This window comes from uncultured Caulobacter sp. (genome assembly GCF_947036865.1).
Lineage (GTDB): Bacteria > Pseudomonadota > Alphaproteobacteria > Caulobacterales > Caulobacteraceae > Caulobacter.
This window is the reverse complement of record NZ_CAMQSF010000051.1, coordinates 1-21,922: the sequence shown is the minus strand read 5'-3', so window position 1 is coordinate 21,922 and position 21,922 is coordinate 1. Positions and strand designations below refer to the sequence as shown.

The 21,922-nt window shown below is 68.5% G+C and carries 16 protein-coding genes; 7 read left to right on the top strand and 9 right to left on the bottom strand.

Annotated features, from left to right (window positions below; all coding sequences use genetic code 11):
• Window positions 1–225: 225 nt before the first annotated feature.
• Together Q0V34_RS18305 and mutS are read right to left on the bottom strand one after the other, a co-directional pair.
• Window positions 226–3,048 (bottom strand): [protein-PII] uridylyltransferase, encoded by a 2,823-nt coding sequence (locus Q0V34_RS18305; RefSeq protein WP_297514974.1) that lies wholly within the window; start codon window positions 3,046–3,048, stop codon window positions 226–228.
• Between the two features lie 80 nt (window positions 3,049–3,128).
• Entirely contained in the window at window positions 3,129–5,831 is a 2,703-nt protein-coding gene (gene mutS, locus Q0V34_RS18300) for a DNA mismatch repair protein MutS (RefSeq protein WP_297514971.1), read from the bottom strand.
• 97 nt (window positions 5,832–5,928) lie between these two features.
• Between mutS and Q0V34_RS18295 the strand changes: the two genes are divergently transcribed.
• On the top strand, window positions 5,929–6,936 hold the full coding sequence (locus tag Q0V34_RS18295) for a virulence RhuM family protein (protein ID WP_297514969.1): 1,008 nt from the start codon (window positions 5,929–5,931) through the stop codon (window positions 6,934–6,936).
• Here Q0V34_RS18295 and dnaJ read toward each other — a convergent pair.
• The 3 genes from dnaJ to Q0V34_RS18280 all read right to left on the bottom strand — a co-directional run bounded on the left by dnaJ (window position 6,933) and on the right by Q0V34_RS18280 (window position 13,160).
• Window positions 6,933–8,090 (bottom strand): molecular chaperone DnaJ, encoded by a 1,158-nt coding sequence (gene dnaJ / locus Q0V34_RS18290; protein WP_297514965.1) that lies wholly within the window; start codon window positions 8,088–8,090, stop codon window positions 6,933–6,935. The two genes, Q0V34_RS18295 and dnaJ, sit on opposite strands and share 4 nt — an antisense overlap.
• Window positions 8,091–8,252: 162 nt before the next feature.
• Window positions 8,253–10,148, bottom strand: a complete 1,896-nt coding sequence (gene dnaK / locus Q0V34_RS18285; protein ID WP_297514962.1) for a molecular chaperone DnaK — start codon at window positions 10,146–10,148, stop codon at window positions 8,253–8,255.
• 324 nt (window positions 10,149–10,472) lie between these two features.
• A complete protein-coding gene (locus Q0V34_RS18280; RefSeq protein ID WP_297514958.1) occupies window positions 10,473–13,160 on the bottom strand; it encodes a M1 family metallopeptidase in 2,688 nt (895 codons plus the stop codon).
• 93 nt (window positions 13,161–13,253) lie between these two features.
• On the opposite strand from Q0V34_RS18280, the gene Q0V34_RS18275 reads away from it, so the two are divergent.
• Window positions 13,254–13,865 carry an alpha-ketoglutarate-dependent dioxygenase AlkB gene (locus Q0V34_RS18275; protein ID WP_297514955.1) on the top strand — a complete coding sequence of 204 codons (612 nt, stop codon included), beginning with the start codon at window positions 13,254–13,256 and terminating at the stop codon, window positions 13,863–13,865.
• Window positions 13,866–14,012: 147 nt separating this feature from the next.
• Here the strand turns inward: Q0V34_RS18275 and dnaA are convergent, their stop codons facing one another.
• The 3 genes from dnaA to Q0V34_RS18260 form a co-directional block, all read right to left on the bottom strand.
• Entirely contained in the window at window positions 14,013–15,500 is a 1,488-nt protein-coding gene (gene dnaA / locus Q0V34_RS18270) for a chromosomal replication initiator protein DnaA (protein ID WP_297514953.1), read from the bottom strand.
• A gap of 401 nt (window positions 15,501–15,901) precedes the next feature.
• Complete coding sequence (gene rpsT / locus Q0V34_RS18265; protein ID WP_004617408.1) at window positions 15,902–16,177, bottom strand: 30S ribosomal protein S20; 276 nt, start codon at window positions 16,175–16,177, stop codon at window positions 15,902–15,904.
• 144 nt (window positions 16,178–16,321) lie between these two features.
• Entirely contained in the window at window positions 16,322–17,110 is a 789-nt protein-coding gene (locus Q0V34_RS18260) for an enoyl-CoA hydratase (RefSeq protein ID WP_297514980.1), read from the bottom strand.
• A 139-nt stretch (window positions 17,111–17,249) separates the two neighbouring features.
• Between Q0V34_RS18260 and Q0V34_RS18255 the strand changes: the two genes are divergently transcribed.
• The 3 genes from Q0V34_RS18255 to fabA all read left to right on the top strand — a co-directional run bounded on the left by Q0V34_RS18255 (window position 17,250) and on the right by fabA (window position 20,131).
• A complete protein-coding gene (locus Q0V34_RS18255) occupies window positions 17,250–18,863 on the top strand; it encodes an inorganic phosphate transporter (protein WP_297514941.1) in 1,614 nt (537 codons plus the stop codon).
• Between the two features lie 153 nt (window positions 18,864–19,016).
• Window positions 19,017–19,616 carry a TetR/AcrR family transcriptional regulator gene (locus Q0V34_RS18250; RefSeq protein WP_297514938.1) on the top strand — a complete coding sequence of 200 codons (600 nt, stop codon included), beginning with the start codon at window positions 19,017–19,019 and terminating at the stop codon, window positions 19,614–19,616.
• Entirely contained in the window at window positions 19,613–20,131 is a 519-nt protein-coding gene (gene fabA / locus Q0V34_RS18245) for a bifunctional 3-hydroxydecanoyl-ACP dehydratase/trans-2-decenoyl-ACP isomerase (RefSeq protein ID WP_297514936.1), read from the top strand. Before Q0V34_RS18250 ends, fabA begins: the two co-directional genes overlap by 4 nt.
• Here the strand turns inward: fabA and mutM are convergent.
• Window positions 20,128–20,991 (bottom strand): bifunctional DNA-formamidopyrimidine glycosylase/DNA-(apurinic or apyrimidinic site) lyase, encoded by an 864-nt coding sequence (mutM, locus tag Q0V34_RS18240; RefSeq protein WP_297514934.1) that lies wholly within the window; start codon window positions 20,989–20,991, stop codon window positions 20,128–20,130. The genes fabA and mutM overlap by 4 nt on opposite strands.
• A gap of 83 nt (window positions 20,992–21,074) precedes the next feature.
• Between mutM and Q0V34_RS18235 the strand changes: the two genes are divergently transcribed.
• Together Q0V34_RS18235 and Q0V34_RS18230 are read left to right on the top strand one after the other, a co-directional pair.
• The gene (locus tag Q0V34_RS18235; RefSeq protein ID WP_297514930.1) at window positions 21,075–21,833 is read left to right on the top strand and encodes a class I SAM-dependent methyltransferase; all 759 of its coding nucleotides are present in this window, start codon (window positions 21,075–21,077) and stop codon (window positions 21,831–21,833) included.
• Between the two features lie 4 nt (window positions 21,834–21,837).
• On the top strand, window positions 21,838–21,922 hold an 85-nt coding region (locus Q0V34_RS18230; protein ID WP_297514977.1), incomplete at its 3' end, for a hypothetical protein.

Sequence of the window (21,922 nt, the reverse complement as noted above, 5' to 3'; positions counted from 1 at the left end):
ATGACGGTTATTCTTGGCAAGCGTGAAAGCGCCTTCCGCCCGCCGGAAGGGAGCCATCCTTACATCTCACGGCGAGACGATCGCCCGAACAGCCCTGCACGCTGCAGCCTCCAAGAGAGGTAAGGATCGCACCCGACGTGGGCGTCGGCTTTCTACCCTCGGCCGACTTTGGATTCGTCTCCCATGGGAGAGGGAGCATGTCCGCCCCCAATCCCCTTCCGTCCCCTACCGCGCCACGCTGGCCCGCGCTCGCCGCAACCCCGCCCGCGCCGCGGGCGCGGTGGCTTCGTTCTGTTCGAGGGCGTCCAGCAGGTCGGCCTTGACCGCGTTGACCTTGCGCGGGTCCGTCAGCTTCTCGCCCTCGGCGGTCTGGACGTAGAAGGCGTCGACCGCCCGTTCGCCGTAGCCGTCGATATGCGCCGACTGGATCGACAGGCCGGCGTCGGCCAGGGTCTTGGCCAGGGCGTGCAGCAGGCCCGGACGATCGCGGCCCGAGGCCTCGACCACGGTGGCGTCGTTGGAGGCGTCGTTGTCGACCGTGACGGACGGGGCGATGGCGAAGGCCGCGGCGCGGGCCTGTTCGGAGCCTCGGCGGGGCTCGAGCCCCAGGGCCTCGCCCTTGCCGGCCGCCTCCAGGGCGTCGGCCAGTCGGCGCAGGGCGCGCGGGTTCTCGCAGCCGAACGGCGCGCCGGTGACGTCCTGAACGTAGAAGACGTCGAGCGCCTGGCCCTGGCGGGAGGTGAAGACCCGCGCGCCGACGACATTGCCGCCCAGCGACGAGATGGCCAGGGCCAGATCGGCGAACAGGCCGCGCCGGTCCTTGGCCGCGACGACGATCTCGGCGGCGTTGGTGTTGGGCAGCACCCGACCCTCGGCGGCCGCGCCGCCCTGGATCGCCGCCCGGCGGGCCAGGGCCGCGTGCTCGAACAGGTCCTCGCGGGGGAAGGCGCTGAAATAGGCGTTTTCCATGGCCGTGACCCAGCCCTTGGCGGCGGGGTCGGTCTCCAGCAGGTTGGCGCGGGCCGCCTCGGCCGCGGCCTCCTGGTGGCGCTGGACATTGGCGGCGGCGTCGCTGCCGCGCCCGCCGCGGAACACGGCCTCGGTGGCGTTGTAGAGCTCGCGCAGCAGCTGGCCCTTCCAGCCGTTCCAGACGCCCGGCCCGACGGCGCGGATATCGGCGACGGTGATGACCAGCAGGAGGCGCAGGCGCTCGGGGTTCTCGACGATCCGGGCGAAGGCCGCCACGGTGCCGGGGTCGGAGACGTCGCGCTTCTGGGCGAAGTCGCTCATCACGAGATGGTTCTCGACCAGCCAGGCCACCAGCTCGACCTTGGCGCGGTCGAGACCCAGGCGCTCGCAGGCGCTGCGGGCGCTGCGGGCGCCGGCCTTCTCCTGGCCGCCGACCCCGCCCTTGCCGGTGTCGTGCAGCAGCATGGCCAGGAACAAGGCCTCGCGATCCTCGATCAGCGGCATGATCGAGACGGCCAGCGGATGGTCTTCGCCCAGGCGCCCGGCGGCGATGTCGCCGATCACCCCGACGGCCCGTAGGGTGTGCTCGTCCACCGTGTACGAGTGGTACATGTTGAACTGCATCTGGGCCACGACCCGGCCGAACTCGGGGATGAAGCGGCCCAGCACGCCGGCGTCGTTCATCAGGGTCAGGGTGCGGTAGGACCGCTTGCCGCGCGCCAGCAGATCCAGGAACGCCCGACAGGCGTCGGGATCGCGGCGCACCTTCGAGGTGATCAACGCCAGCGCCCGGGTCACGGCCGTGAAGGCGTCGGGATGCAGGTCAAGGTCGCGCTCGTCGGCGATCTTGAACAGGCGGATCAGATTGACCGGATCGGCCTCGAAGATCGCCGGCCCGTCGATATTGAGACGGCCGTTGTCCTCGTAGAAACCCTCGACATCCAGCGCCTTGCGCTTGGGCCGGCCGCCCGGGAGGAAGCGGGAGATGCCCTTGGGCTCGTTCTTGAAATGCTCGGCTTCCAGCTTGGCCGAGAAGGCGCGGGTCAGGGCGCCGACCTCCTTGGCGATCAGGAAGTAGCGGCGCATGAACCGCTCGACCGCCGGGGCGTCGCCGCGATCGCCATAGCCCATGCGGCGGGCGATCTCGGGCTGCAGATCGAAGGTCAGGCGCTCCTCGGGCCGGCCGGTCGTGAAGTGCAGGTGGGCGCGCACGGCGTGCAGGAAATCGAAGGCGCGGATGAAGGCCTTGGTCTCGCGGACCGAGAACACCTCCATCTTGAAGACGTCCTCGGGCTTGTCGACCGGGTGCAGATATTCGGCGATCCACATCAGGGTGTGCAGGTCGCGCAGGCCGCCCTTGCCCTCCTTGACGTTGGGCTCGACCATGTAGCGGCTGGTCCCGGCCCGGGCCTGGCGGTCGTCGCGCTCCTTCAGCTTGGCGGCGACGAACTGGGCGCCGGTGTTCTTCATCACCTCGTCGCGGAAGCGCTTCTTCAGATCCGCCGCCAGGCGCTCGTCGCCGGTCAGGCGGCGGGCCTCCAGGATCGAGGTGCGGATCGTGAAGTCTTCCTTGGAGAGGCGGACGCACTCCTCGATCGTGCGCGAGGCGTGGCCGACCTTGAAGCCCAGGTCCCACAGCGCATAGAGCATGTACTCGATCACGCTCTCGGCGTGCGGCGTCTGCTTGTAGGGCCGCAGGAAGAGGAGATCGATGTCGCTGAACGGCGCCAGGGTGGCGCGGCCATAGCCGCCGACGGCCAAGAGGCACAGGCGCTCGCCCTCGGTCGGGTTGCGGGCCCGGAACACGTGCACCGTGGTGAAGTCGTAGAGGGCGGTGATCACCTCGTCGGTGACGCCGCTGAGCAGCCGCGCGGTCTCGACGCCGCTGGCGCCGTTCTCCAGCCGCTCCTTGGCGATCATCCGGCCGCGAAACAGCGCCTGCTTGAGGATCTCGATGGCGCGCGAGCGCTGCTCGGCCTCGTTGCCGATGGCGTCGAGGGCGGCGGCCGAGAGGCGCGCCCGCAGGGCGTGTCCGTCGACGACGTGTTCCAGGCGGGTGGGGCGAAGGCGACGGGGCATGTTGGTTATATGGTTACCACAGCGTGACAGCCAAAAGTGGGGGCCGGTTTTGGCGACCGTCACGCGCCCCACTAAAGACTCTAGGTCTTTAGCAGACCCTTGAGACGATAGAGCGCCTCGAGAGCCTCGCGCGGGCTCATGCCGTCAATGTCGAGGTCGGCGAGGCTGGTCTCCACGGCGCTGGGCGCCGCTTTGGCGGGCGCCAGAGCCGCCGGCTGGCTGGCGGCGAACAGCGGCAGGTCGTCTAGCTTGGCCGGCGACTGGTCCTTGCTCTCCAGGCGGTCCAGCACCTCGCGGGCGCGGACGACGACCGGAGCCGGCACGCCGGCGAGCTTGGCGACCTGAACGCCGTACGACCGGTCGGCGGGACCCGACACGGCCTCGTGCAGGAAGACGAGATCGCCGTTCCACTCCTTGGCGCGCAGCGAGAGGTTGGAGACGAAGGCCATCCGCTCCTCCAGGGTCGCCAGCTCGTGATAGTGGGTGGCGAACAGGGCGCGGCAGCGGTTGACGTCGTGCAGGGCCTCGGCGCAGGCCCAGGCGATCGCCAGACCGTCATAGGTGGCCGTGCCGCGACCGATCTCGTCGAGGATCACCAGCGAACGCGGTCCGGCTTGGGTGAGGATGGCGGCGGTCTCGACCATCTCCATCATGAAGGTCGAGCGGCCGCGCGCCAGGTCATCGCCGGCCCCGACACGGCTGAACAGCCGATCGACGACGCCGAGCCGGAAGCTCACGGCCGGCACGTAGCAGCCGGCCTGGGCCAGGATGGCCAGCAAGGCGTTCTGACGCAGGAAGGTCGACTTACCGGCCATGTTCGGACCGGTGACGATCGACAGGCGCGGCCCGCCCTCGCCCGACGCATCCAGACAGCAGTCGTTGGGCGTGTAGGGCTCGCCGGCCCGCTTGACGGCGGCCTCGACCACGGGGTGGCGCGCGCCCTTGGCGTCGAAGGCCAGGGACGTGTCGACCATCGGCCGCGTCGCGCCGGCGTCCTCGGCCCATTCGGCCAGGCTGGACGCGACGTCGAGCCGGGCCAGGGCCTCGGCGGCGATCTGGATGGCGTCGGCCAGCGTCCGCGCCCGCTCGCGCCAGTCCTCGAAGGCCGCGACCTCCATCGCCAGCGCCCGCTCGGCGGCCTGAGCGATGCGCGCGTCGAGGTCGGCCAGCTCCACCGTGGTGAAGCGCACCTGGTTGGCGAGCGTCTGGCGATGGATGAAGGTCGCGTTCAGCGGCGGCTGGAACAGCGGATCGGCCTTGCCGGCGGTGGCCTCGACGAAATAGCCGAGCACGCCGTTGTGGCGGATCTTCAGCGGCACGCCGCTTTCCAGCGCGAGCCGAGATTCCAGGGCGGCGATGACCTTGCGGCTGTCGTCGCGCAGGGCGCGGGCCTGGTCGAGCTCGGGCCGCACGCCCGCCGCCACGAAGCCGCCGTCGCGGGCAAGGGCCGGCAGGTCGGGGCCGAGACCCTGCTCCAGGGCGGTCAGGAACTGCGACAGGCCCTCGTGAAAGGCCGGCGTCAGGGCCGCGAAGGCATGTTCCAGCTCGTACGGCGGGGGCGACAGCGGGTCGGGCGAGCCGCCGGCCATGCCGGCCAGACGCTCGCCGACCTTCAGCGTGTCGCGCAGGCAGCCCAGATCGCGCGGACCGCCGCGCCCCAGCGCCAGGCGCGACAGGGCGCGGGCCATGTCGCCGGCGCCTTTCAGCACTTCGCGCACCCGTTGCCGCAGCGCCCGATGCTCGACGAACCACGCGACCGCGTCCAGGCGCTGGTCGATGGCCGCGACGTCCAGCAGCGGCCGGGCCAGGCGCGAGGCCAGCATCCGCGCGCCGCCGGCGCTCACCGTGCGGTCGATGGCCGCCAGCAGCGAACCGTTCCGCTCGCCGCCCTGGGTGCGGTCGATCTCGAGGCTGGCGCGGGTGGCGGGGTCGATGGCCATGACGTCGGCGTCGGCCGCCCGCCGGGGCGCGCGCAGGGCCGGCAGCTTGCCGGCCTGGGTCATCTCCAGGTGGGCGGCGATCAGGCCCAGAGCCCCGATCTCGGCCGGCGACAGACCGCCAAAGCCGTCCAGGGTCTCCACGCCATAGAGCCGCTTGACGCGGGCCTCGGAGGCCTGCGGCTCCGACAGCGCCGACGGCATCGGCTGCACGAGGCCGCCGCAGATCCGCAACGTCTGGGACAGGCTGTCGTCCGACAGCAGCCGGTCGGCGATCAGGGTCTCGGAGGGGGCGAGAGCCGCCAGGATCGGCGCCACGGCCTCCTTGGCCACGGCGAAGACCTCGACCTCGCCGGTCGAGAGCTCGACCGAGGCCACGGCCGCCTGGCCGGCGCGCAGGGCGACGGCGGCCAGGCGATTGGCGCCCCGCGCGTCCAGCAGGCCGTCCTCGGTCAGGGTGCCCGGCGTCACCACCCGGACGATGTCGCGGCGCACCACCGCCTTGGAGCCGCGCTTCTTGGCCTCGGCGGGGTCTTCCATCTGCTCGCAGACCGCGACCTTGAAGCCCAAACGGATCAGCTTGGACAGATAGGCCTCGGCCGCGTGCTGCGGCACGCCGGCCATCGGGATCGGCTGGCCGTTGTGAGTCCCGCGAAAGGTCTGGCTGATGCCCAGGGCGGCGGCGGCCTTGTAGGCGTCGTCGAAGAACAGCTCGTAGAAATCGCCCATGCGGAAGAAGATCAACGCATCGGGCTGCCGCGCCTTCATCTCGAAGAACTGCGCCATCACCGGCGTCGCGCCGGTGGGATCGAGCGTGGCGGCTGTGGGCGAGGCGTGGGCGTTCATGACGCCATGACTTAACGTTTGACGCTGCTTCGCAGAAGCGCGATAAACAAACGTTCCCGTTTTGTGCCGTACGTTTTCGGCCAGTCGAGAGGCCTGAATGAGCGAGGGGGAAATCATCCTCTACAACACCGAGGATGGGCTCGCGCGCGTGCAGCTAAAAGCGAGCGACGGGACGGTGTGGCTGACTCAGGCGCAAATCGCCGAGCTATTCGCCACCTCCAAGCAGAACGTCTCGCTTCACCTCAAGAACCTGTTCATCGAAGGCGAGCTGGCGGCGGACTCAGTTGTCAAGGAATCCTTGACAACTGCCGCTGACGGCAAGGCATATTCCACACTCTGGTACAGCCTCGAAGCCATCCTGGCCGTCGGCTACCGCGTTCGCTCGGCGAGGGGCGTCCAGTTCCGTCAGTGGGCCACGACCCGCCTCCGCGACTATCTGGTGAAAGGCTTCGTCCTCGACGAGGTGCGCCTGCGCGATCCCGGCCCCTTCGACTATTTTGACGAATTGCTCGAGAAAATCCGCGACATCCGGGCGTCGGAGAAGCGGTTCTATCAAAAGGTGCGGGACGTTTACGCCACTGCCGTCGATTACGATGGAGGATCGGAGAGCGCGCAGGTCTTCTTCGCCACGGTGCAGAACAAGATGCTTTACGCGGTCACGGGCAAGACCGCTGGAGAGCTGATAGTCGCCCGGGCGGACGTGAGTGCCGCCAATATGGGGCTGACTCACTGGAAGGGCGTCAGGGTCCGCAAGGGCGATGTCGAAACGGCCAAAAACTACCTTACTTCGCACGAGGTCAGCGAACTCAATCGCATCGTGACCATGTTCCTCGATTTCGCCGAGGATCAGGCCAAACGCCGCAAGCAGATGACCATGGCCGATTGGGCGTCACGTCTCGACGCCTTCCTGGCGTTCAACGACCGCGATGTCCTGGAAAATGCCGGTAGGGTTGGGGCGGAGACCGCAAAGCGTATCGTCCACGAACGGTTCGAGGCCTTTGACGCCAATCGCCGTGCGGCCGAGGCGCTGAGGGCCGACGCCCAGCATGTCGATGAGATGCGAAGACTAACCGACGGTCTGTCTTCGAAGTCTCAGAAACCCTAGCTGCCCGTGACCTCTTCCCAGAACCTCTTCGCCTTGCCGACGAAGTTGGCCGACTTGGGGTTCTGCTTCTCGCCGCACAGGCCCGCCAGTTCGCGCATCAGCTCCTTCTGGCGCGCCGACAGGTGGGTCGGGGTTTCGACGAAGAGTTCGACCACCAGGTCGCCGCGCTGGCGGCTGCGCAGGGACGGCATGCCCTTGCCCTTGAGGCGGACGGTCTTGCCGGTCTGGGCGCCCTCGGGCACCGCGACCTTGACCTTGCATTCGCCGTCGCAGGCCTCGCCGCCCAGCAGGCAGGGGGCCTCGATCTCGCCGCCCAGGGCGGCCGTGGTCATCGGCACCGGCACGGTGCACAGCAGGTCGAGGCCGTCGCGCTCGAAGAGCTCGTGCGGGGTCACCGAGAGGAAGATGTAGAGGTCGCCGCGCGGGCCGCCGCGCGCGCCCGCGTCGCCCTCGCCCGCCAGGCGGATGCGAGCGCCGTCATCGACGCCGGCCGGGATGCGGACCGACAGGATGCGCTCGCGGCGCACCTGGCCGTGACCGCCGCAGTTCTGGCAGGGGTCCAGCACCAGCCGGCCCGAACCGCCGCAGCGCGGGCAGCCGCGCTCGACCGCGAAGAAGCCTTGCGTGGCGCGGACCCGGCCGGCGCCGCCGCACGTGCCGCAGACGGTGGGATTGGTGCCGGGCTTGGCGCCCGAGCCCTCGCAGACCTCGCAGGTCATGGCGGCGGGCACCTTGATCTCGACCTCGGCGCCGGCATAGGCCTGCTCGAGGCTGATCTCCAGGTCATAGCGCAGGTCCTGGCCGCGCTGCGGACCGTTCGACTGGCGACGACCGCCGCCGAACATCTCGCCGAACACGTCGCCGAAGACGTCGTTGAAGATGTCGCTGGCGTCGAAGCCCTGGCCGCCGAAGCCGCCCGGACCGCCTTGGCCGCCGTTGACGCCGGCATGGCCGAAGCGGTCATAGGCCGCGCGCTTCTGCGGATCGGAGAGGACCGAATAGGCCTCGTTGATCTCCTTGAACCGCCCGGCCGCGCTCTCGCAGCCGCCGTTGCGGTCGGGGTGGTGTTCCATCGCCAGCTTGCGGAACGCGGACTTCAGACCAGCGTCGTCGATGGTCCGGGTCACGCCGAGAATTTCGTAATAGTCGCGCATCGTCAGCGTCTGGCGCCCAAAAGGCCCACGAGAGTGGCGTTGATAGGACAAGAGGTGGGATGACCCGGGACCGGGCGCAAGGCGCTATCGGGTCCCAAGACAGAAGGTCGCGGCCGCGGAACGATCCAGTGGCGAATGTTCCGCGGCGCGCGCATCGGCTGCTTAAGCCGCCGGCTTGTTGTCGTCGACTTCCTCGAACTCGGCGTCGACCACGCCGTCATCGGCCTTGGCCTCGGCGCCGTCGCCCGAGCCTTGCTGGGCGGCGTACATGGCCTCGCCCAGCTTCATCGAGGCCTGGATCAGCGCTTGGGTCTTGGCCTGGATGGCCTCGACGTCCTCGCCCTCCAGGGCCGACTTCAGGTCGGCGATGCCGGTCTCGATCGCGGTCTTCTCGGCCGCGCCGACCTTGTCGCCGTGCTCGGCCAGGGCCTTCTCGGTCGAGTGCAGAATCGCCTCGCCCTGGTTCTTGGCCTCGACCAGCTGCTTCTTCTTCTCGTCCTGGGCCTTGTTGGCCTCGGCTTCCTTGACCATGCGCTCGATGTCGGCGTCCGAGAGGCCGCCATTGGCCTGGATGCGGATCGAGTGCTCCTTGTTGGTCGCCTTGTCCTTGGCGTGGACCTGGACGATGCCGTTGGCGTCGATGTCGAAGGTGACCTCGATCTGCGGCACGCCGCGCGGCGCCGGAGGGATGCCCACGAGATCGAACTGACCCAGGATCTTGTTGTCGACGGCCATCGGGCGTTCGCCCTGGAACACGCGGATCGTCACGGCCGACTGGTTGTCGTCGGCGGTCGAGAAGGTCTGCGAGCGCTTGGTCGGGATCGTCGTGTTGCGTTCGATCAGCGGGGTGAAGACGCCGCCCAGGGTTTCGATGCCCAGGGTCAGCGGGGTCACGTCCAGCAGCAGCACGTCCTTGACGTCGCCTTGCAGCACGCCGGCCTGGACGGCCGCGCCCAGCGCCACGACTTCGTCGGGGTTCACGCCCTTGTGGGGCTCGCGGCCGAAGAAGTCCTGCACGGCTTGCTGGACCTTGGGCATGCGGGTCATGCCGCCGACCAGAACGACCTCGTCGATGTCGCTCTTCTTCAGGCCGGCGTCCTTCAGGGCCTGCTCGCACGGACCGATGGTCTTGGCGATCAGGTCGTCCACCAGGGCTTCCAGCTTGGCGCGCGACAGCTTGATGTTCAGGTGCAGCGGACCCGAGGCGTTCATGCTGATGAACGGCAGGTTCACTTCGTACTGGGCGACCGAGGACAGTTCCTTCTTGGCCTTTTCGGCTTCTTCCTTCAGGCGCTGCAGGGCCAGCTTGTCCTTGCGCAGGTCGACGCCCTGCTCCTTCTTGAACTCGTCGGCCAGGTAGTCGACGACGCGCAGGTCGAAGTCCTCGCCGCCCAGGAAGGTGTCGCCGTTGGTCGACTTCACCTCGAAGACGCCGTCGCCGATCTCCAGGATCGACACGTCGAAGGTGCCGCCGCCCAGGTCATAGACGGCGATCTTCTTGTTGTTGTCCTTGTCCAGTCCGTAGGCCAGGGCCGCGGCGGTCGGCTCGTTGATGATCCGCAGGACTTCGAGGCCGGCGATCTTGCCGGCGTCCTTGGTCGCCTGACGCTGGGCGTCGTTGAAATAGGCCGGAACCGTGATGACCGCCTTGGTCACCGGCTCGCCCAGGTGGGCTTCGGCGGCTTCCTTCATCTTCTGCAGGATGAAGGCCGAAACCTCCTGCGGGCTGTAGTCCTTGCCGTGGGCCTTGACCCAGGCGTCGCCGGTCGGGCCCTTGACGATCTCGTAGGGCACCATGCCCTTGTCCTTCTCGACCACGGGATCGTTGGCGTTGCGGCCGATCAGGCGCTTGATCGCGAACAGCGTGTTGGTCGGGTTGGTCACGGCCTGGCGCTTGGCGGGCTGGCCCACGAGGCGCTCGCCGTCTTCCAGGAAGGCCACGACCGACGGCGTGGTGCGAGCGCCCTCGGCGTTCTCGATCACCTTGGGATTCTTGCCGTCCATGATGGCGACGCACGAGTTCGTGGTGCCAAGGTCGATGCCGATAATCTTGCTCATCTTCGTACCTGTCGCTCCTTTAGGCGGACGGCGGTGACAAGGGCCTTCTCGGAAGCGCCCCGGTTTTTCTCGTACCGTCCCCGTGGTTCGCACTCTCGGGGTTGACGTTCCACATCCTGTCCCGGCCGGCGAAAGCCGAACGGGCAGAATGCGTTGTGCGAAGTTGACGAGCCCGTCAACCCCGCTTCGAAGGCGGATATGGGGGATAGCTGTCGGCGCGCAAGCCCATAACCCCTCGCTCCAGGGGGGATTCTAGGGCCAGCCGCCGGAAAAAAGGCCGCGCCCCGAAAGGCGCGGCCCTGGAAAGAGCGGGCTGTTGCCGCTTTAGCCGTTCTTGGCCACCCAGGCGGTGATCGCCGGCAGGCGGGTCTGGCGGATCTTGGCGCGGTTCAGCACCGAGGCCGCGGCCTTGTCGGCCTCCTTGCGCGAGCCTTCGGCCAGGTTGGCGGCGGCCCAGGCCTTGATCTTGTCGGCCATGGCCGGGTCCGACGAGCTGGAGCCCAGGCCCGGGATGAACCGGGTGCGCGAGCTGGTGTCGACCTTGGCGTTGACCGCGTCCTTGTGGGCCACGGCCCAGTCGAAGGTCATGTCCGGGAAGCTGCCGGAGACCCGCGAGATCATGCTGCTGGACATCGTCTCGCCCGGTTCCGGCGTCAGGGCCAGTTCCAGGGCCTTCTTGGCCAGGGTCTCGTCCTCGGCCGCCGCCAGCAGCGAATAGAGCTGGTTGCGGATCAGGGGCGTCTTCTCGGCCTGGGCCTGGGCGTGGATGGCGTCCCAGGTGGCGGCGTCGGCGTGGCGGGCGACGACGCCCAAGATGGTCTTGCGCAGCGGGACGGGGATGGCCGTCGGGTCGGTCTTGTCGGCGTTGAAGCGACGAAGCGCCTCGGCCACGACGTCCGCGTCGCCCAGGCCGCCCAGGGTTCCGATCAAGTCGGTCCGCAGGATCGCGATATTGTCGGCCTCGCCCGGCTTGGCCGACCAGCCGACCTTGGCCAGCAGCGGCCGCAGGCGGGCGATGGCCAGCTTGCGGAACGCCGCGCGCTCGGCGGGCATGCCTTCGTAGTAGCTGTCGATGCCCAAGAAGGTCCCGGCCACCTTCGACAACACCTGCGGCTCGGCGTCGGCGGGCGTGGCCTTGGCGAGGTCGAGGAAGTCGGTGGCGGGCTGATAGCCGGCCAGGCCCATCGACCAGGCGTCGCTCATCACGCCCAGCTGGTCGATCGCCGGCAGCTTACCGAAGCTGGACACGATGCCCGCGAACTGGGTCGGGCCGTACTGGGTGCGGAAATAGCCGGCCTGGCCGGCGTTGACCACGACCGGACCGCAGCCGGCGACCGTGACCGAGCCCTTGCCGCCGGTGACCAGGGTCTTGGCCTCGCCGCCGTCGACCGCCTTGACCGTGACTGGAACGCGCCAGGCCAGGGGCTTCTTGCCGGGCATGTCCTTGCTGAACTCGCCCTGGGTGAGGGTCAGGGTCGTCTTGCCCGCCGCGCAGTTCTGGCCCGAGACGGTGATCAGCGGCACGCCCGGCTGGAGGGTGAAGTCGTGGGCGATGTCGGTGATCGGCTTCTTGGCCGCCGCCTCGACCTCGCGCCACAGGTCGTCGGTGACCGTGTTGCCGTGAGCGTGCTTCTTCATGTAGGCGCGCACGCCGTCGCGCCAGGCGTCGTGGCCCACATAGCTTTCCAGCATGCGGATCACCGACTCGCCCTTCTGATAGGTGATGGCGTCGAAGGCCTGGCTGGCCTGTTCGACGGTGGTCACGTGCTGCACCACCGGGTGGGTGGTGGACAGGGCGTCCAGGCTCATCGCGTATTCACGCGAGCCCACGGCGGTCAGGCTGGCGTTCCATTCGGGGTGGAAGTGCTCGGTCGCCCGGCTTTCCATCCACGAGGCGAAACCCTCGTTCAGCCACAGATCGTCCCACCAGGCCATGGTGACCAGATCGCCGAACCATTGGTGCGCCATCTCGTGGGCGACGGTGACGAAGACGTTCTGCTTGTCGCTCTCGGTCGAGATCTTCGGATCGAGATTCATCGCGTATTCGAAGTAGAAGATCGCGCCCCAGTTCTCCATGGCGCTGAAGAACTGGCTGCGACCCGGCGCGGCGATGTTGTCCAGAACCGGCAGCGGATAGGGCGTGCCGAAATAGTCGTTGTACCAGGGCAGGATCTTCGCCGCCGACCGCAGGGCGAACTCGGCCTTGGGCGTATCGCCCTTCTTGGTGACCACGCCGACATCGACGCCGGCGGCCTTGACCGAGGCGCGGTCGAACTCGCCCAGGCCGAAGAACAGCAGATAGGTCGACATCTTCGGCGAGGTGGCGAAGGTCACCACCGTCTTGCCGCCGCCCACGTCCTTGGACGAGGCGATCGGCATGTTGGACAGCGCCATCTGGCCGGTCGGCACCATGGCCTGGACGCTGAAGGTGGCCTTGTAGAACGGCTCGTCCCACGACGGGATGAAGCGGCGGGCGTCGGAGTTCTCGAACTGGGTGTAGATCGCGCGCTTCTTGCCGGCCTCGGTCTCGTAGTCGAGGGCGAACAGGCCGGCGGCCTGCTTGTAGATCTTGCCCGAATAGTCGAGGGCCAGGACGTACTTGCCCTTCGGCAGGGTCTTGCCGAACGTGAAGCTGGCGGTCTGGGCGTCGTCGTCCACCTTGACCTTGCCCGCGCCGATCCCGGCGATCTCGGCCTTGGCGAAGGTCAGGTCGGCGGCCTGCAGGGTGATCGTCGCGGTCGGCTCGACCACCTCGATGGCGATCTTGACCTTGGCGTCGAAGGTCATCTTGTCGGCGTCGGGCGTGAAGGCCAGATCATAGTGCGACGGCCGGACGTTGCGCGGCAGCTGGGTGGTCACGGTCGCGAAGGTCGCGCCCTTGGTTCCCATCGACGCGGTCGCCGCGGGTCGGGGCTTGGTCCCGGCCGGGGCTTTGGCGGCGGGCGCGGCGGAGACGCTCCCGGCGGCGAACAAGATCGCGGCGACGGCCGCGGAGGACATGAGACGACGCATGCTGGGTCCTAGATTGGGAAAATCGTCCGGCCCCCTCAGCCGGCGGCGCAAACCAACACCTTCCGCCCCTCCCGTGCGTGTTAAATTTCGTTAATGTTTCAGCCGCTCACCATCATGTCCGGTTTCGATCTCTGGCCGGGCCTCCTGGACCTTCCGGCCCAGCGCGCGCTGGTCGAGGCCGTCATGGCCGCCGCCGAGGTCGCGCCGTTCGCCCACTACGCCACGGCTTATGGCAAGCCGATGAGCGTGGCGATGACCGCCTTCGGTCCGCTGGGCTGGACCAGCGACCCGCGCGGATACCGTTACGCCGAACGCCATCCCGGCACGGACGAGCCCTGGCCGGACATGCCCCGGGCGCTGCTCGATCTTTGGACGCTGTTGGGCGATCCGGAGACGCCGCCGGACTCCTGCCTGGTCAATTTATATCGCGAAGGGGCCCGGATGGGTCTGCACCAGGACCGCGACGAGGCCGATCCGCGCTTTCCGGTGCTGTCGATCTCGCTGGGCGACACGGCGGTGTTCCGGATCGGCGGGACAAGCCCCAAGGACCCGACACGGAGCTTGAAGCTGAACTCCGGCGACGTGTGCCGGCTGTCGGGTCCGGCCAGGCTGGCCTTTCACGGGGTGGATCGGATCGTGGCGGGCTCCTCGACCCTCGTGCCGGGCGGCGGACGGATCAATCTGACGCTGCGACGGGCGCGGTGAAGATCGGGAACAAGAGCCCTCCGCCTTGATGGGGCAGTCGGGAGCTCGGTGATCCATCGAAGCCCCCAACGAAAAAGGCCGCCCCCTTCAGGGAAGCGGCCTCCTCGTCTCTCTCGACCGGAAACCGGTGTCGGCGCGGCGCGCGGTTCACCCCCGCAGCTTGCGCGTGATCGTCTCCAGGTCCTGGTTCAGCGCGTTGTCCTCGACGCGCAGCGCCTCGATGCGGCGCACGGCGTGCAGCACGGTGGTGTGGTCGCGGCCCCCGAAGCGGCGGCCGATGTCCGGCAGGGAGCGCGTGGTCAGCTGCTTGGCCAGCCACATGGCGGCCTGGCGCGGACGGGCCACGGCGCGGTTGCGGCGCTCGCTGAGCAGGTCAGCCTGCTTCATGCCGTAGTGGTCGGCGGTGGCCTTCTGGATGTCGTCGATGGTGATGCGCTTCTCGCCCGACCGCAGGTGCGGACGCAGGATCGCCTGGACCTCGTCGAGGGTCATGCGCGACAGACCTTCCCCGGCCCGGGCCGACAGGGTGTTGAGCGCGCCTTCCAGCTCGCGGACGCTGTCGGTGAAGCGATCCGCCAGGAACTGCAGCACCTCGGGCCGGACGGTGGGGTCGAAGCCCTGAGCCGCCGACAGGGTCTGTATCTTCCGCTCCAGGATGCCGAGGCGCAGGTTACGGTCGGCGGGCTCCAGGCCGCAGACGAGCCCCGCCGACAGGTGCGACCGCAGATGGGCGTCCATCTCGGTCATGGCCGCCGGCGGACGATCGGCCGAGAACACGACCCGGCCGCCTTCGCCGACCAGGGCGGTCAGGGTGTGGAACAGCTCTTCCTGGGTCGACTGCTTGCCGGCGATGAAGTGGACGTCGTCGATGATCAGGAGATCGGCCGCGCGCAGCTCTTCCTTGAAGGCCGCCGTCTGGCGATCCATCACGGCGCGCACGAAGGTCGACAGGAACCGCTCGGCGGTCAGATAGACCACGCGCTTTTCCGGCGCGTTCCGCATGGCTTCCCAGGCCAGGGCGTTCAGCAGGTGCGTCTTGCCGAAGCCGTAGGGACCGTGGAACAGCACGGGATTGAAGTGGCCGTCGGCCCAGTTGGCGATACGGCGCGCGACGGCGTGGGCGAACTCGTTGGCCGGACCCGGCACGAAGTTCTCGAAGGTGAAACGCTCCTGCAGGCCTTGGGTGCGGGGCGACTTGGCGGCCGGGGCGACGATGGCCGGCGCGTCGCTAGACACGGGCAGGGCGATCTCGATGGGCTCGGCGGCGACGGCGGACTTGGGCGCCGCCTCGACATAGGCGACGCCGGACCCGGCCTGGGCGGCTTCATATTCGAGGCGCGACTTCAGCTCGAGCCGCCGGGCGGTCGGGTCGTTCGCGGCCCACAGCTCGCCGATGCGGCGCCAGGCGCTGCGACGGATCCAGTCCCGGGCGATCCCGGTCGAGGTGACCAGAACGACGTCGCCGGTCGCGGCCTCGCGCAGCATGGCGGGCGCGATCCAGGACCCGAAGGCCGCGTCGCCCAGCTCGCGTTTCAACGCCACGCACACCTTGGACCACACGACCGCCGCCGGCTCGCAAGCCGTCGCGATCGCCGCCGAGAAGTCCTGGCTGGCCACCCCGCCCTTCATCGTCATTCGTCCACCGCCTCGCATAAAACAACCGCCGTCACCATTCAGCCGCCCGCCCCCCATGGCGTACGACCGGTTCTCTCAGCGCACACAGGTCCTCACTCGGCGAACACCAAGGGTCCGCCGCCGTCTCGTTTTGTCCAAGACTGGAGAAGCGCTGAGACGCTTAAACTAGCCAGGGACGGGGGCCGGTCAAACGGAAAACTTGCGTCCGATCGCGGATATTTCTGTTGACTCGCGAGAGGCCCTCGCCCCGCAAGGGAATAGCAAAGCCAACCCCTCAGATCACAGATTGCAACGTGAGAAATAGGACGTTGGAATCAAAGCAAAAGCCGACCGGGCGGACCCGATCGGCTTTTGTAAATACTTGAAAAGGTTGGATGAACGGCGTTCGTCCAAAATCTGGACTAGGCGGCGGCCTTGTCCAGCTTCTTCAGGCGGGCGGCCAGGCGCGACACCTTGCGCGAGCCCGTGTTCGGATGAACCACGCCCTTCGAAACGGCGCGCATCAGTTCCGATTGCGCTTCGACGAACGCGGCCTTGGCGACGGCGACGTCACCCTTGGCGATGGCGTCCTCGAACTTGCGCAGGAAGGTGCGCACGCGCGAGCGACGAGCGGTGTTGACTTCGGTGCGGCGAGCGATCTTGCGGATCGCTTTCTTGGCGCCGGGATTATTGGCCATAGGTAGGACCTTCAAACGGACAGCCCGCGGGCGGCCGCGAAGCAGTTGAAATCGAGCGCGCGGATATACGGGAAGCGCCGGCCGGGGTCAACGGCCCACGGGCCAGAATCCGGTCGACCGGACGACACCGACGTTCGCCGGCGCTCACGCGCCCTTGAAGGCGGGTTTGCGCTTCTCGACGAAGGCCGCCATCCCCTCCTTCTGATCCTCGAAGGCGAACAGCGAGTGGAACAGGCGCCGCTCCAGGGCCACGCCGGTGGTCAGGGTGGTCTCGTAGGCGGCCTCGACCAGCTCCTTGTTCATGGCCACGGCCAGCGGCGACTGGGCGGCGATCTTGGCGGCGATGGCCAGAACCTCGTCGATCAGCGTGTCGGCCGGGAACACCCGCGACACCAGGCCCGACCGCTCGGCCTCCTCGGCGCCCATCATCCGGCCGGTCAGGATCATGTCCATGGCCTTGGACTTGCCGACGAAGCGCGTCAGGCGCTGGGTGCCGCCGATGCCGGGCGCGACGCCGAGATTGATCTCGGGCTGGCCGAACTTGGCGGTGTCGGCCGCCACTATAAAGTCGCACATCATCGCCAGCTCGCAGCCGCCGCCCAGCGCATAGCCCGCGACCGCGGCGATGATCGGCTTCCGGCACTGCTCGACCGCCCGGGCGCCGGCGGTGAAGAAGTCGGCCTTGAACATCTGGGCGTAGGTCTTGTCGGACATCTCCTTGATGTCGGCGCCGGCCGCGAAGGCCTTGGCCGAGCCGGTCAGCACGATACAGCCCACCGCGTCATCGGCCTCGGCCGCCGCCAGGGCTTGCGCCAGATCCGCCAACAGCGCCGTATTGAGCGCGTTCAGCGCCTCGGGCCGGTTCAGGCGGATCAGGGCGACGCCGGGCGCGGCCTGCGGGGCCTCGACGATCAGGGTGCGGTACTCGGCCATCACGGTCTCCTGCATGAGCATCGCGGTTATAGAGAGGCGTCGGCGATCTTGGCGAGCCCTTGACGCGGATCGCTCGCGGTCACAGAACCGTCGCGCCCGCGCTCTAGCGTGGCGCCATCTTGGGTTTGGAACGGGTTTCATGAGCGAGATCGCCATTCAGCCGGGGGCGGTCGCGCGTCCCGATCTGGACAGGGGCCTGGGCGTGGCCGGCAGTTTGGGCATGGGCGCGACCATCCTGGCCGCCCTCGGCTATGTCGCCTGGAGCGTCTATTCCGACGCGGCGGCCGCCGGAGCCGGCATGACCGCCTTCCTGCCGTTCGCCCTGCTGTTCCTGGCCCTGCTGATCGCCTTGGGCTTCGAATTCGTCAACGGCTTCCACGACACGGCCAACGCCGTCGCCACGGTCATCTACACCAATTCCATGCCGGCCAATGTCGCCGTCGTCTGGTCGGGCTTCTTCAACTTCCTGGGCGTGCTGCTGTCGACCGGCGTGGTCGCGTTCGGCATCGTCTCGCTGCTGCCGGTCGAGTTGATCCTGCAGGTCGGCTCCAGCGCCGGCTACGCCATGGTCTTCGCCCTGCTGCTGGCCGCGATCCTGTGGAACCTGGCCACCTGGTATTTCGGCATTCCGTCGTCGAGCTCGCACACCCTGATCGGCTCGATCATCGGCGTGGGCGTGGCCAACGCCCTGATGCACGGCCGCAGCGGCACGGCGGGCGTCGACTGGACCAAGGCCACCGACACCGGCAAGGCCCTGCTGTTCTCGCCGCTGATCGGCTTCGGCGCGGCCCTCCTGCTGCTGCTGGCCCTCAAGGTGCTGGTCCGCAACAAGGCGCTCTATGAAGAGCCCAAGGCCGGCGTGAAGCCGCCGCTGTGGATCCGCGGCCTGCTGATCTTCACCTGCACCGGCGTGTCGTTCGCCCACGGCTCAAACGACGGCCAGAAGGGCATGGGCCTGATCATGCTGATCCTGATCGGCACCCTGCCCACCGCCTATGCCCTGAACCGCGCGGTGCCGGAGGCCTATGTCTCGCAGTTCCACGCCAGCTCGACCGCCGCGGCCCAGGTGCTGGCGGTGCGCGCCGCGCCGGGCCAGGCCGATCCGACCGAAAGCGCGGCCCGCCAGGCCGTGACCCGCTACATCGCCGAGAAGACGCTGGCCGACGACGTGACCCCGGCGATGGCCGTGCTGGTCGCCGATATCGACAGCCAGGTTCAGGAATACGGCTCGCTGGCCAAGATCCCCGCCGCCTCGGTCAAGAACGTCCGCAACGACATGTATCTGGCCTCGGAAGGGGCCAAGCGACTGACCAAGGAAAAGAGCCTGGCCTTCTCGGCCGCCGACAAGAAGACGCTCGACGCCTATCGCGGCGATCTCGACAAGGGCACCCGGTTCATCCCGACCTGGGTGAAGATCGCCGTCGCCCTGGCCCTGGGCCTGGGCACCATGATCGGCTGGAAGCGGATCGTGATCACGGTGGGCGAGAAGATCGGCAAGTCGCACATGACCTACGCCCAGGGCGCCACGGCCGAACTGGTGACCATGGCCACCATCTTCGGCGCCGACGCCGTCGGGGTGCCGGTCTCGACCACCCACGTGCTGAGCTCCGGCGTCGCCGGCGCCATGGTCGCCAATGGCTCGGGCCTGCAGACGGCGACCCTGCGCAACCTGCTGATGGCCTGGGTCCTGACCCTGCCCGCCTCGATCCTCCTCGCCGGCGGCCTCTATTTCGGGCTGTCTCAACTGCTCTGATCCACCCGGGCCTCGGCCCGTCGCTCCAGAACGTCAAACGCCCCGCCGCGCCATCGGCGGGGCGTTTTTCGTTTTCGGGAGGCTGGCCCGTCGTGCTTGCCGCCTGATGACAAGCGGGCTAAATTGAATTCAATTCAGGCACTGAGATCCGCCGTGACCCTCGATACGTCCCCCGCCGCAAGTCGGCTGATCCGAGCCGCCGGGGATGAACTGATCCACGGCCACGGGCTGCTCGAAATGCAGGCCGTCGCCCGGCGCGCGAAGGTGTCGGTCGGCCTGGCCTATCATCACTTCGGGTCCAAGGCCGGCCTGATCGCCGCCGTCGTCGAGGCGTTCTACGACCAGCTGGAGGACGTGGCGTTCAATCCGGCCAATCTGGTCTCTCCCGACTGGGCGGGCCGCGAGAAGGAGAGGCTCTCGGCCTATATCGCCTTCTACTATTCCCATCCGTTCGCGCCGGTGATCGTCGGCCCGCTCAGCCGAGCCGCGGAGGTGCAGGACGTCGAGCGGGCCTTCACCCAGCGCCAGCTCGCCGCCGGGGCCCATAATCTGCGGACCGGTCAGCGTCAGGGGGTGATCGCGCCCGATCTGGACCGGCGCGTGACGATCGCCCTGATGATCGGCGGCGTCCGGCAGGCCTTGATGGAGGCGCTCGCCAAGACCCCTCGGCCCGAGCAGGGAGCGCTGACCGACAAGATCTGGACCTTCATCGCCGGGGCCCTGCGCCTGCCGGCGCCTTCGGAGTCGACATGATCGCCCCCCACGACGTCCATGTCCCACAACCGGCCTATTCCAAGGCGGACCTGCTGAAGTCCGGCCTTGGCGGCTATTTCGGTCCCGGCAACGCCCAGCTGCCCGCGCCGCCGATGCTGATGATGGACCGGATCACGGCGATCAGCCTGGACGGCGGGGCGTACGGCAAGGGCCACGTCGTCGGCGAGCTGGATATCACGCCCGACCTCTGGTTCTTCGCCTGCCACTTCCCCGGCGATCCCGTCATGCCGGGCTGCCTGGGCCTCGACGCGCTTTGGCAGGTGGTGGGCTTCTGGCTCGGCTGGTCCGGGTCGCCGGGCAAGGGTCGCGCGCTGGGCGTAGGGGAAGTGAAGTTTCGCGGCGACATCACGCCGGCGACCAGGCTGGTCCGCTACGAGGTCGGCATCCGCCAGGCCCGACGCGGCAAGCTGGTCCTGGGCATCGCCGACGGCCAAGTCTTCGCGGACGGCGAACCGGTCTACACAGCGACCGGCCTGCGGGTCGGGCTCGTCTAGATCTGGCAGACCGGGCAGAAGAAGGTCGAGCGGCCGGCCTGGACCTGGCGGGCGATGACGCCGCCGCAGCCCGGGGTCGGGCAGGGTTCGCCCTCGCGGTCGTAGACCCGGAAACGGTGCTGGAAATAGCCCAGCGCCCCGTCGGCGGCGGCGAAATCCTTCAGGGTGGAGCCGCCGACCTCGACGGCCTCGGTCAGCACGGCCTTGATGGCCGTCGTCAGGGGCGCGAGGCGGCGTTTGGCGATACCGCCGGCCGGCTTGAACGGCGAGATGTGGGCGCGGTGCAGCGCCTCGCAGACATAGATATTGCCGAGCCCCGCGACGGTGCGCTGATCCAGAAGCAGGGTCTTGGGTCCCTGCTTGCGGCCCTCGAAGGCCCTCGCCAGCGTTCCGGCGTCGAACGCGTCGCTCAGCGGCTCCGGGCCCATGGTCGCGAACCACGGATGTCGCTCGACGCCGTCGGTGGCGATCAGGTCCATGAAGCCGAAACGGCGGGGGTCGTAATAGGTGACGGTCGCGCCGGCCTCGGTCTCGAAGATCACGTGGGCGTGCTTGTCGTCGGGCGTGACCGCGCGGGCGAAGTCGCCCGGTCTGATCGCGCCGTCGGGCGCGGCGATCTCGAATCGCCCGGTCATGCCCAGATGCATCACCAGGGTGTCGCCGCGATCGAGCGGGGCCAGGATATACTTGGCCCGGCGGTCGAGACGCAGGATCCTCGCGCCGGTCAGGCGCTGGACGAAGCCGTCGGGCAGCGGGAAGCGCAGGTCGGGGCGGTTGGCGCGCACCCTGGCCAGCCGCGCGCCGGACAGGACGGGTTCGAGGCCGCGCCGAACGGTCTCGACTTCGGGCAATTCGGGCAAGGATCATTCCTTAAGGCGATGACGCGGCGCGTGGCGCGGTCTAATAGCGAACGACCTTATAGAGAGTCCGGCCGAAAGACGTCATGAGCAACACCTCCGCCAGCTTCGGGTTCAAGGATGTCGACGCCGCGCTGAAGGCCGGCCTGGTGCGCGGGGTCTTCGACCGCGTCGCCAAGAACTACGACGTCATGAACGACCTGATGAGCGGCGGCGTGCACCGGCTGTGGAAGGACGCCGTGGCGGCGCGCCTGAACCCGCAGCCTGGCGAGGTGATCATCGACTGCGCCGGCGGCACCGGCGACATGGCCCGCCGCTTCGCCAAGATGGCCCGCTCGGCCCAAGAGCGCCGGGGCGGCCCGGACGCCACGATCAACATCGTCGACTACAACGCCGAGATGATCATGGCCGGCCTCGAGCGGGGCGGCGAGCCGGAGATCACCTGGACCGTCGGCGACGCCCAGCGCCTGCCGCTGCCCGACGCCTATGCCAACGCCTATGTGATCAGCTTCGGCATCCGCAACGTCACCGACATCGACGCGGCCCTGCGCGAGGCGCGGCGAGTCCTCAAACCCGGCGGTCGCTTCCTGTGCCTGGAATTCTCGCGGCCGGTGACCGAGGCGCTGGCGAAGGCCTATGACGCCTACAGCTTCAAGGTCATCCCCCAGGTCGGCGAATGGGTCGCCAAGGACCGCGAGGCCTATCAGTACCTGGTCGAGAGCATCCGCCGCTTTCCGGACCAGCGGACCTTCGCCGGCATGATCGAGGCGGCCGGCTTCAAGCGGGTGACCTACACCAACTTCACCGGCGGCGTCGCGGCTCTGCACCAGGGCTGGGCGCTGTAGGATCGTGGCCAGCCTGTCGGCCTTCTGGCGCCTCGCCGGCGCGGGCTTCGCCCTCGTCCGGGCGGACGCCCTGATCCCGCGCGAGGTCG

What these genes read in the sequence shown, in the direction of transcription:
- Q0V34_RS18235 (WP_297514930.1), top strand. Translation starts at nt 21,075, where the DNA reads ATGAGCAACACCTCCGCCAGCTTCGGGTTCAAGGATGTCGACGCCGCG.
- dnaA (WP_297514953.1), bottom strand. Translation starts at nt 15,500, where the DNA reads ATGACGATGAAGGGCGGGGTGGCCAGCCAGGACTTCTCGGCGGCGATC.
- Q0V34_RS18305 (WP_297514974.1), bottom strand. Translation starts at nt 3,048, where the DNA reads ATGCCCCGTCGCCTTCGCCCCACCCGCCTGGAACACGTCGTCGACGGA.
- Q0V34_RS18255 (WP_297514941.1), top strand. Translation starts at nt 17,250, where the DNA reads ATGAGCGAGATCGCCATTCAGCCGGGGGCGGTCGCGCGTCCCGATCTG.
- fabA (WP_297514936.1), top strand. Translation starts at nt 19,613, where the DNA reads ATGATCGCCCCCCACGACGTCCATGTCCCACAACCGGCCTATTCCAAG.
- dnaJ (WP_297514965.1), bottom strand. Translation starts at nt 8,090, where the DNA reads ATGCGCGACTATTACGAAATTCTCGGCGTGACCCGGACCATCGACGAC.
- rpsT (WP_004617408.1), bottom strand. Translation starts at nt 16,177, where the DNA reads ATGGCCAATAATCCCGGCGCCAAGAAAGCGATCCGCAAGATCGCTCGC.
- Q0V34_RS18295 (WP_297514969.1), top strand. Translation starts at nt 5,929, where the DNA reads ATGAGCGAGGGGGAAATCATCCTCTACAACACCGAGGATGGGCTCGCG.
- Q0V34_RS18275 (WP_297514955.1), top strand. Translation starts at nt 13,254, where the DNA reads ATGTTTCAGCCGCTCACCATCATGTCCGGTTTCGATCTCTGGCCGGGC.
- mutS (WP_297514971.1), bottom strand. Translation starts at nt 5,831, where the DNA reads ATGAACGCCCACGCCTCGCCCACAGCCGCCACGCTCGATCCCACCGGC.
- Q0V34_RS18280 (WP_297514958.1), bottom strand. Translation starts at nt 13,160, where the DNA reads ATGCGTCGTCTCATGTCCTCCGCGGCCGTCGCCGCGATCTTGTTCGCC.
- dnaK (WP_297514962.1), bottom strand. Translation starts at nt 10,148, where the DNA reads ATGAGCAAGATTATCGGCATCGACCTTGGCACCACGAACTCGTGCGTC.
- Q0V34_RS18260 (WP_297514980.1), bottom strand. Translation starts at nt 17,110, where the DNA reads ATGGCCGAGTACCGCACCCTGATCGTCGAGGCCCCGCAGGCCGCGCCC.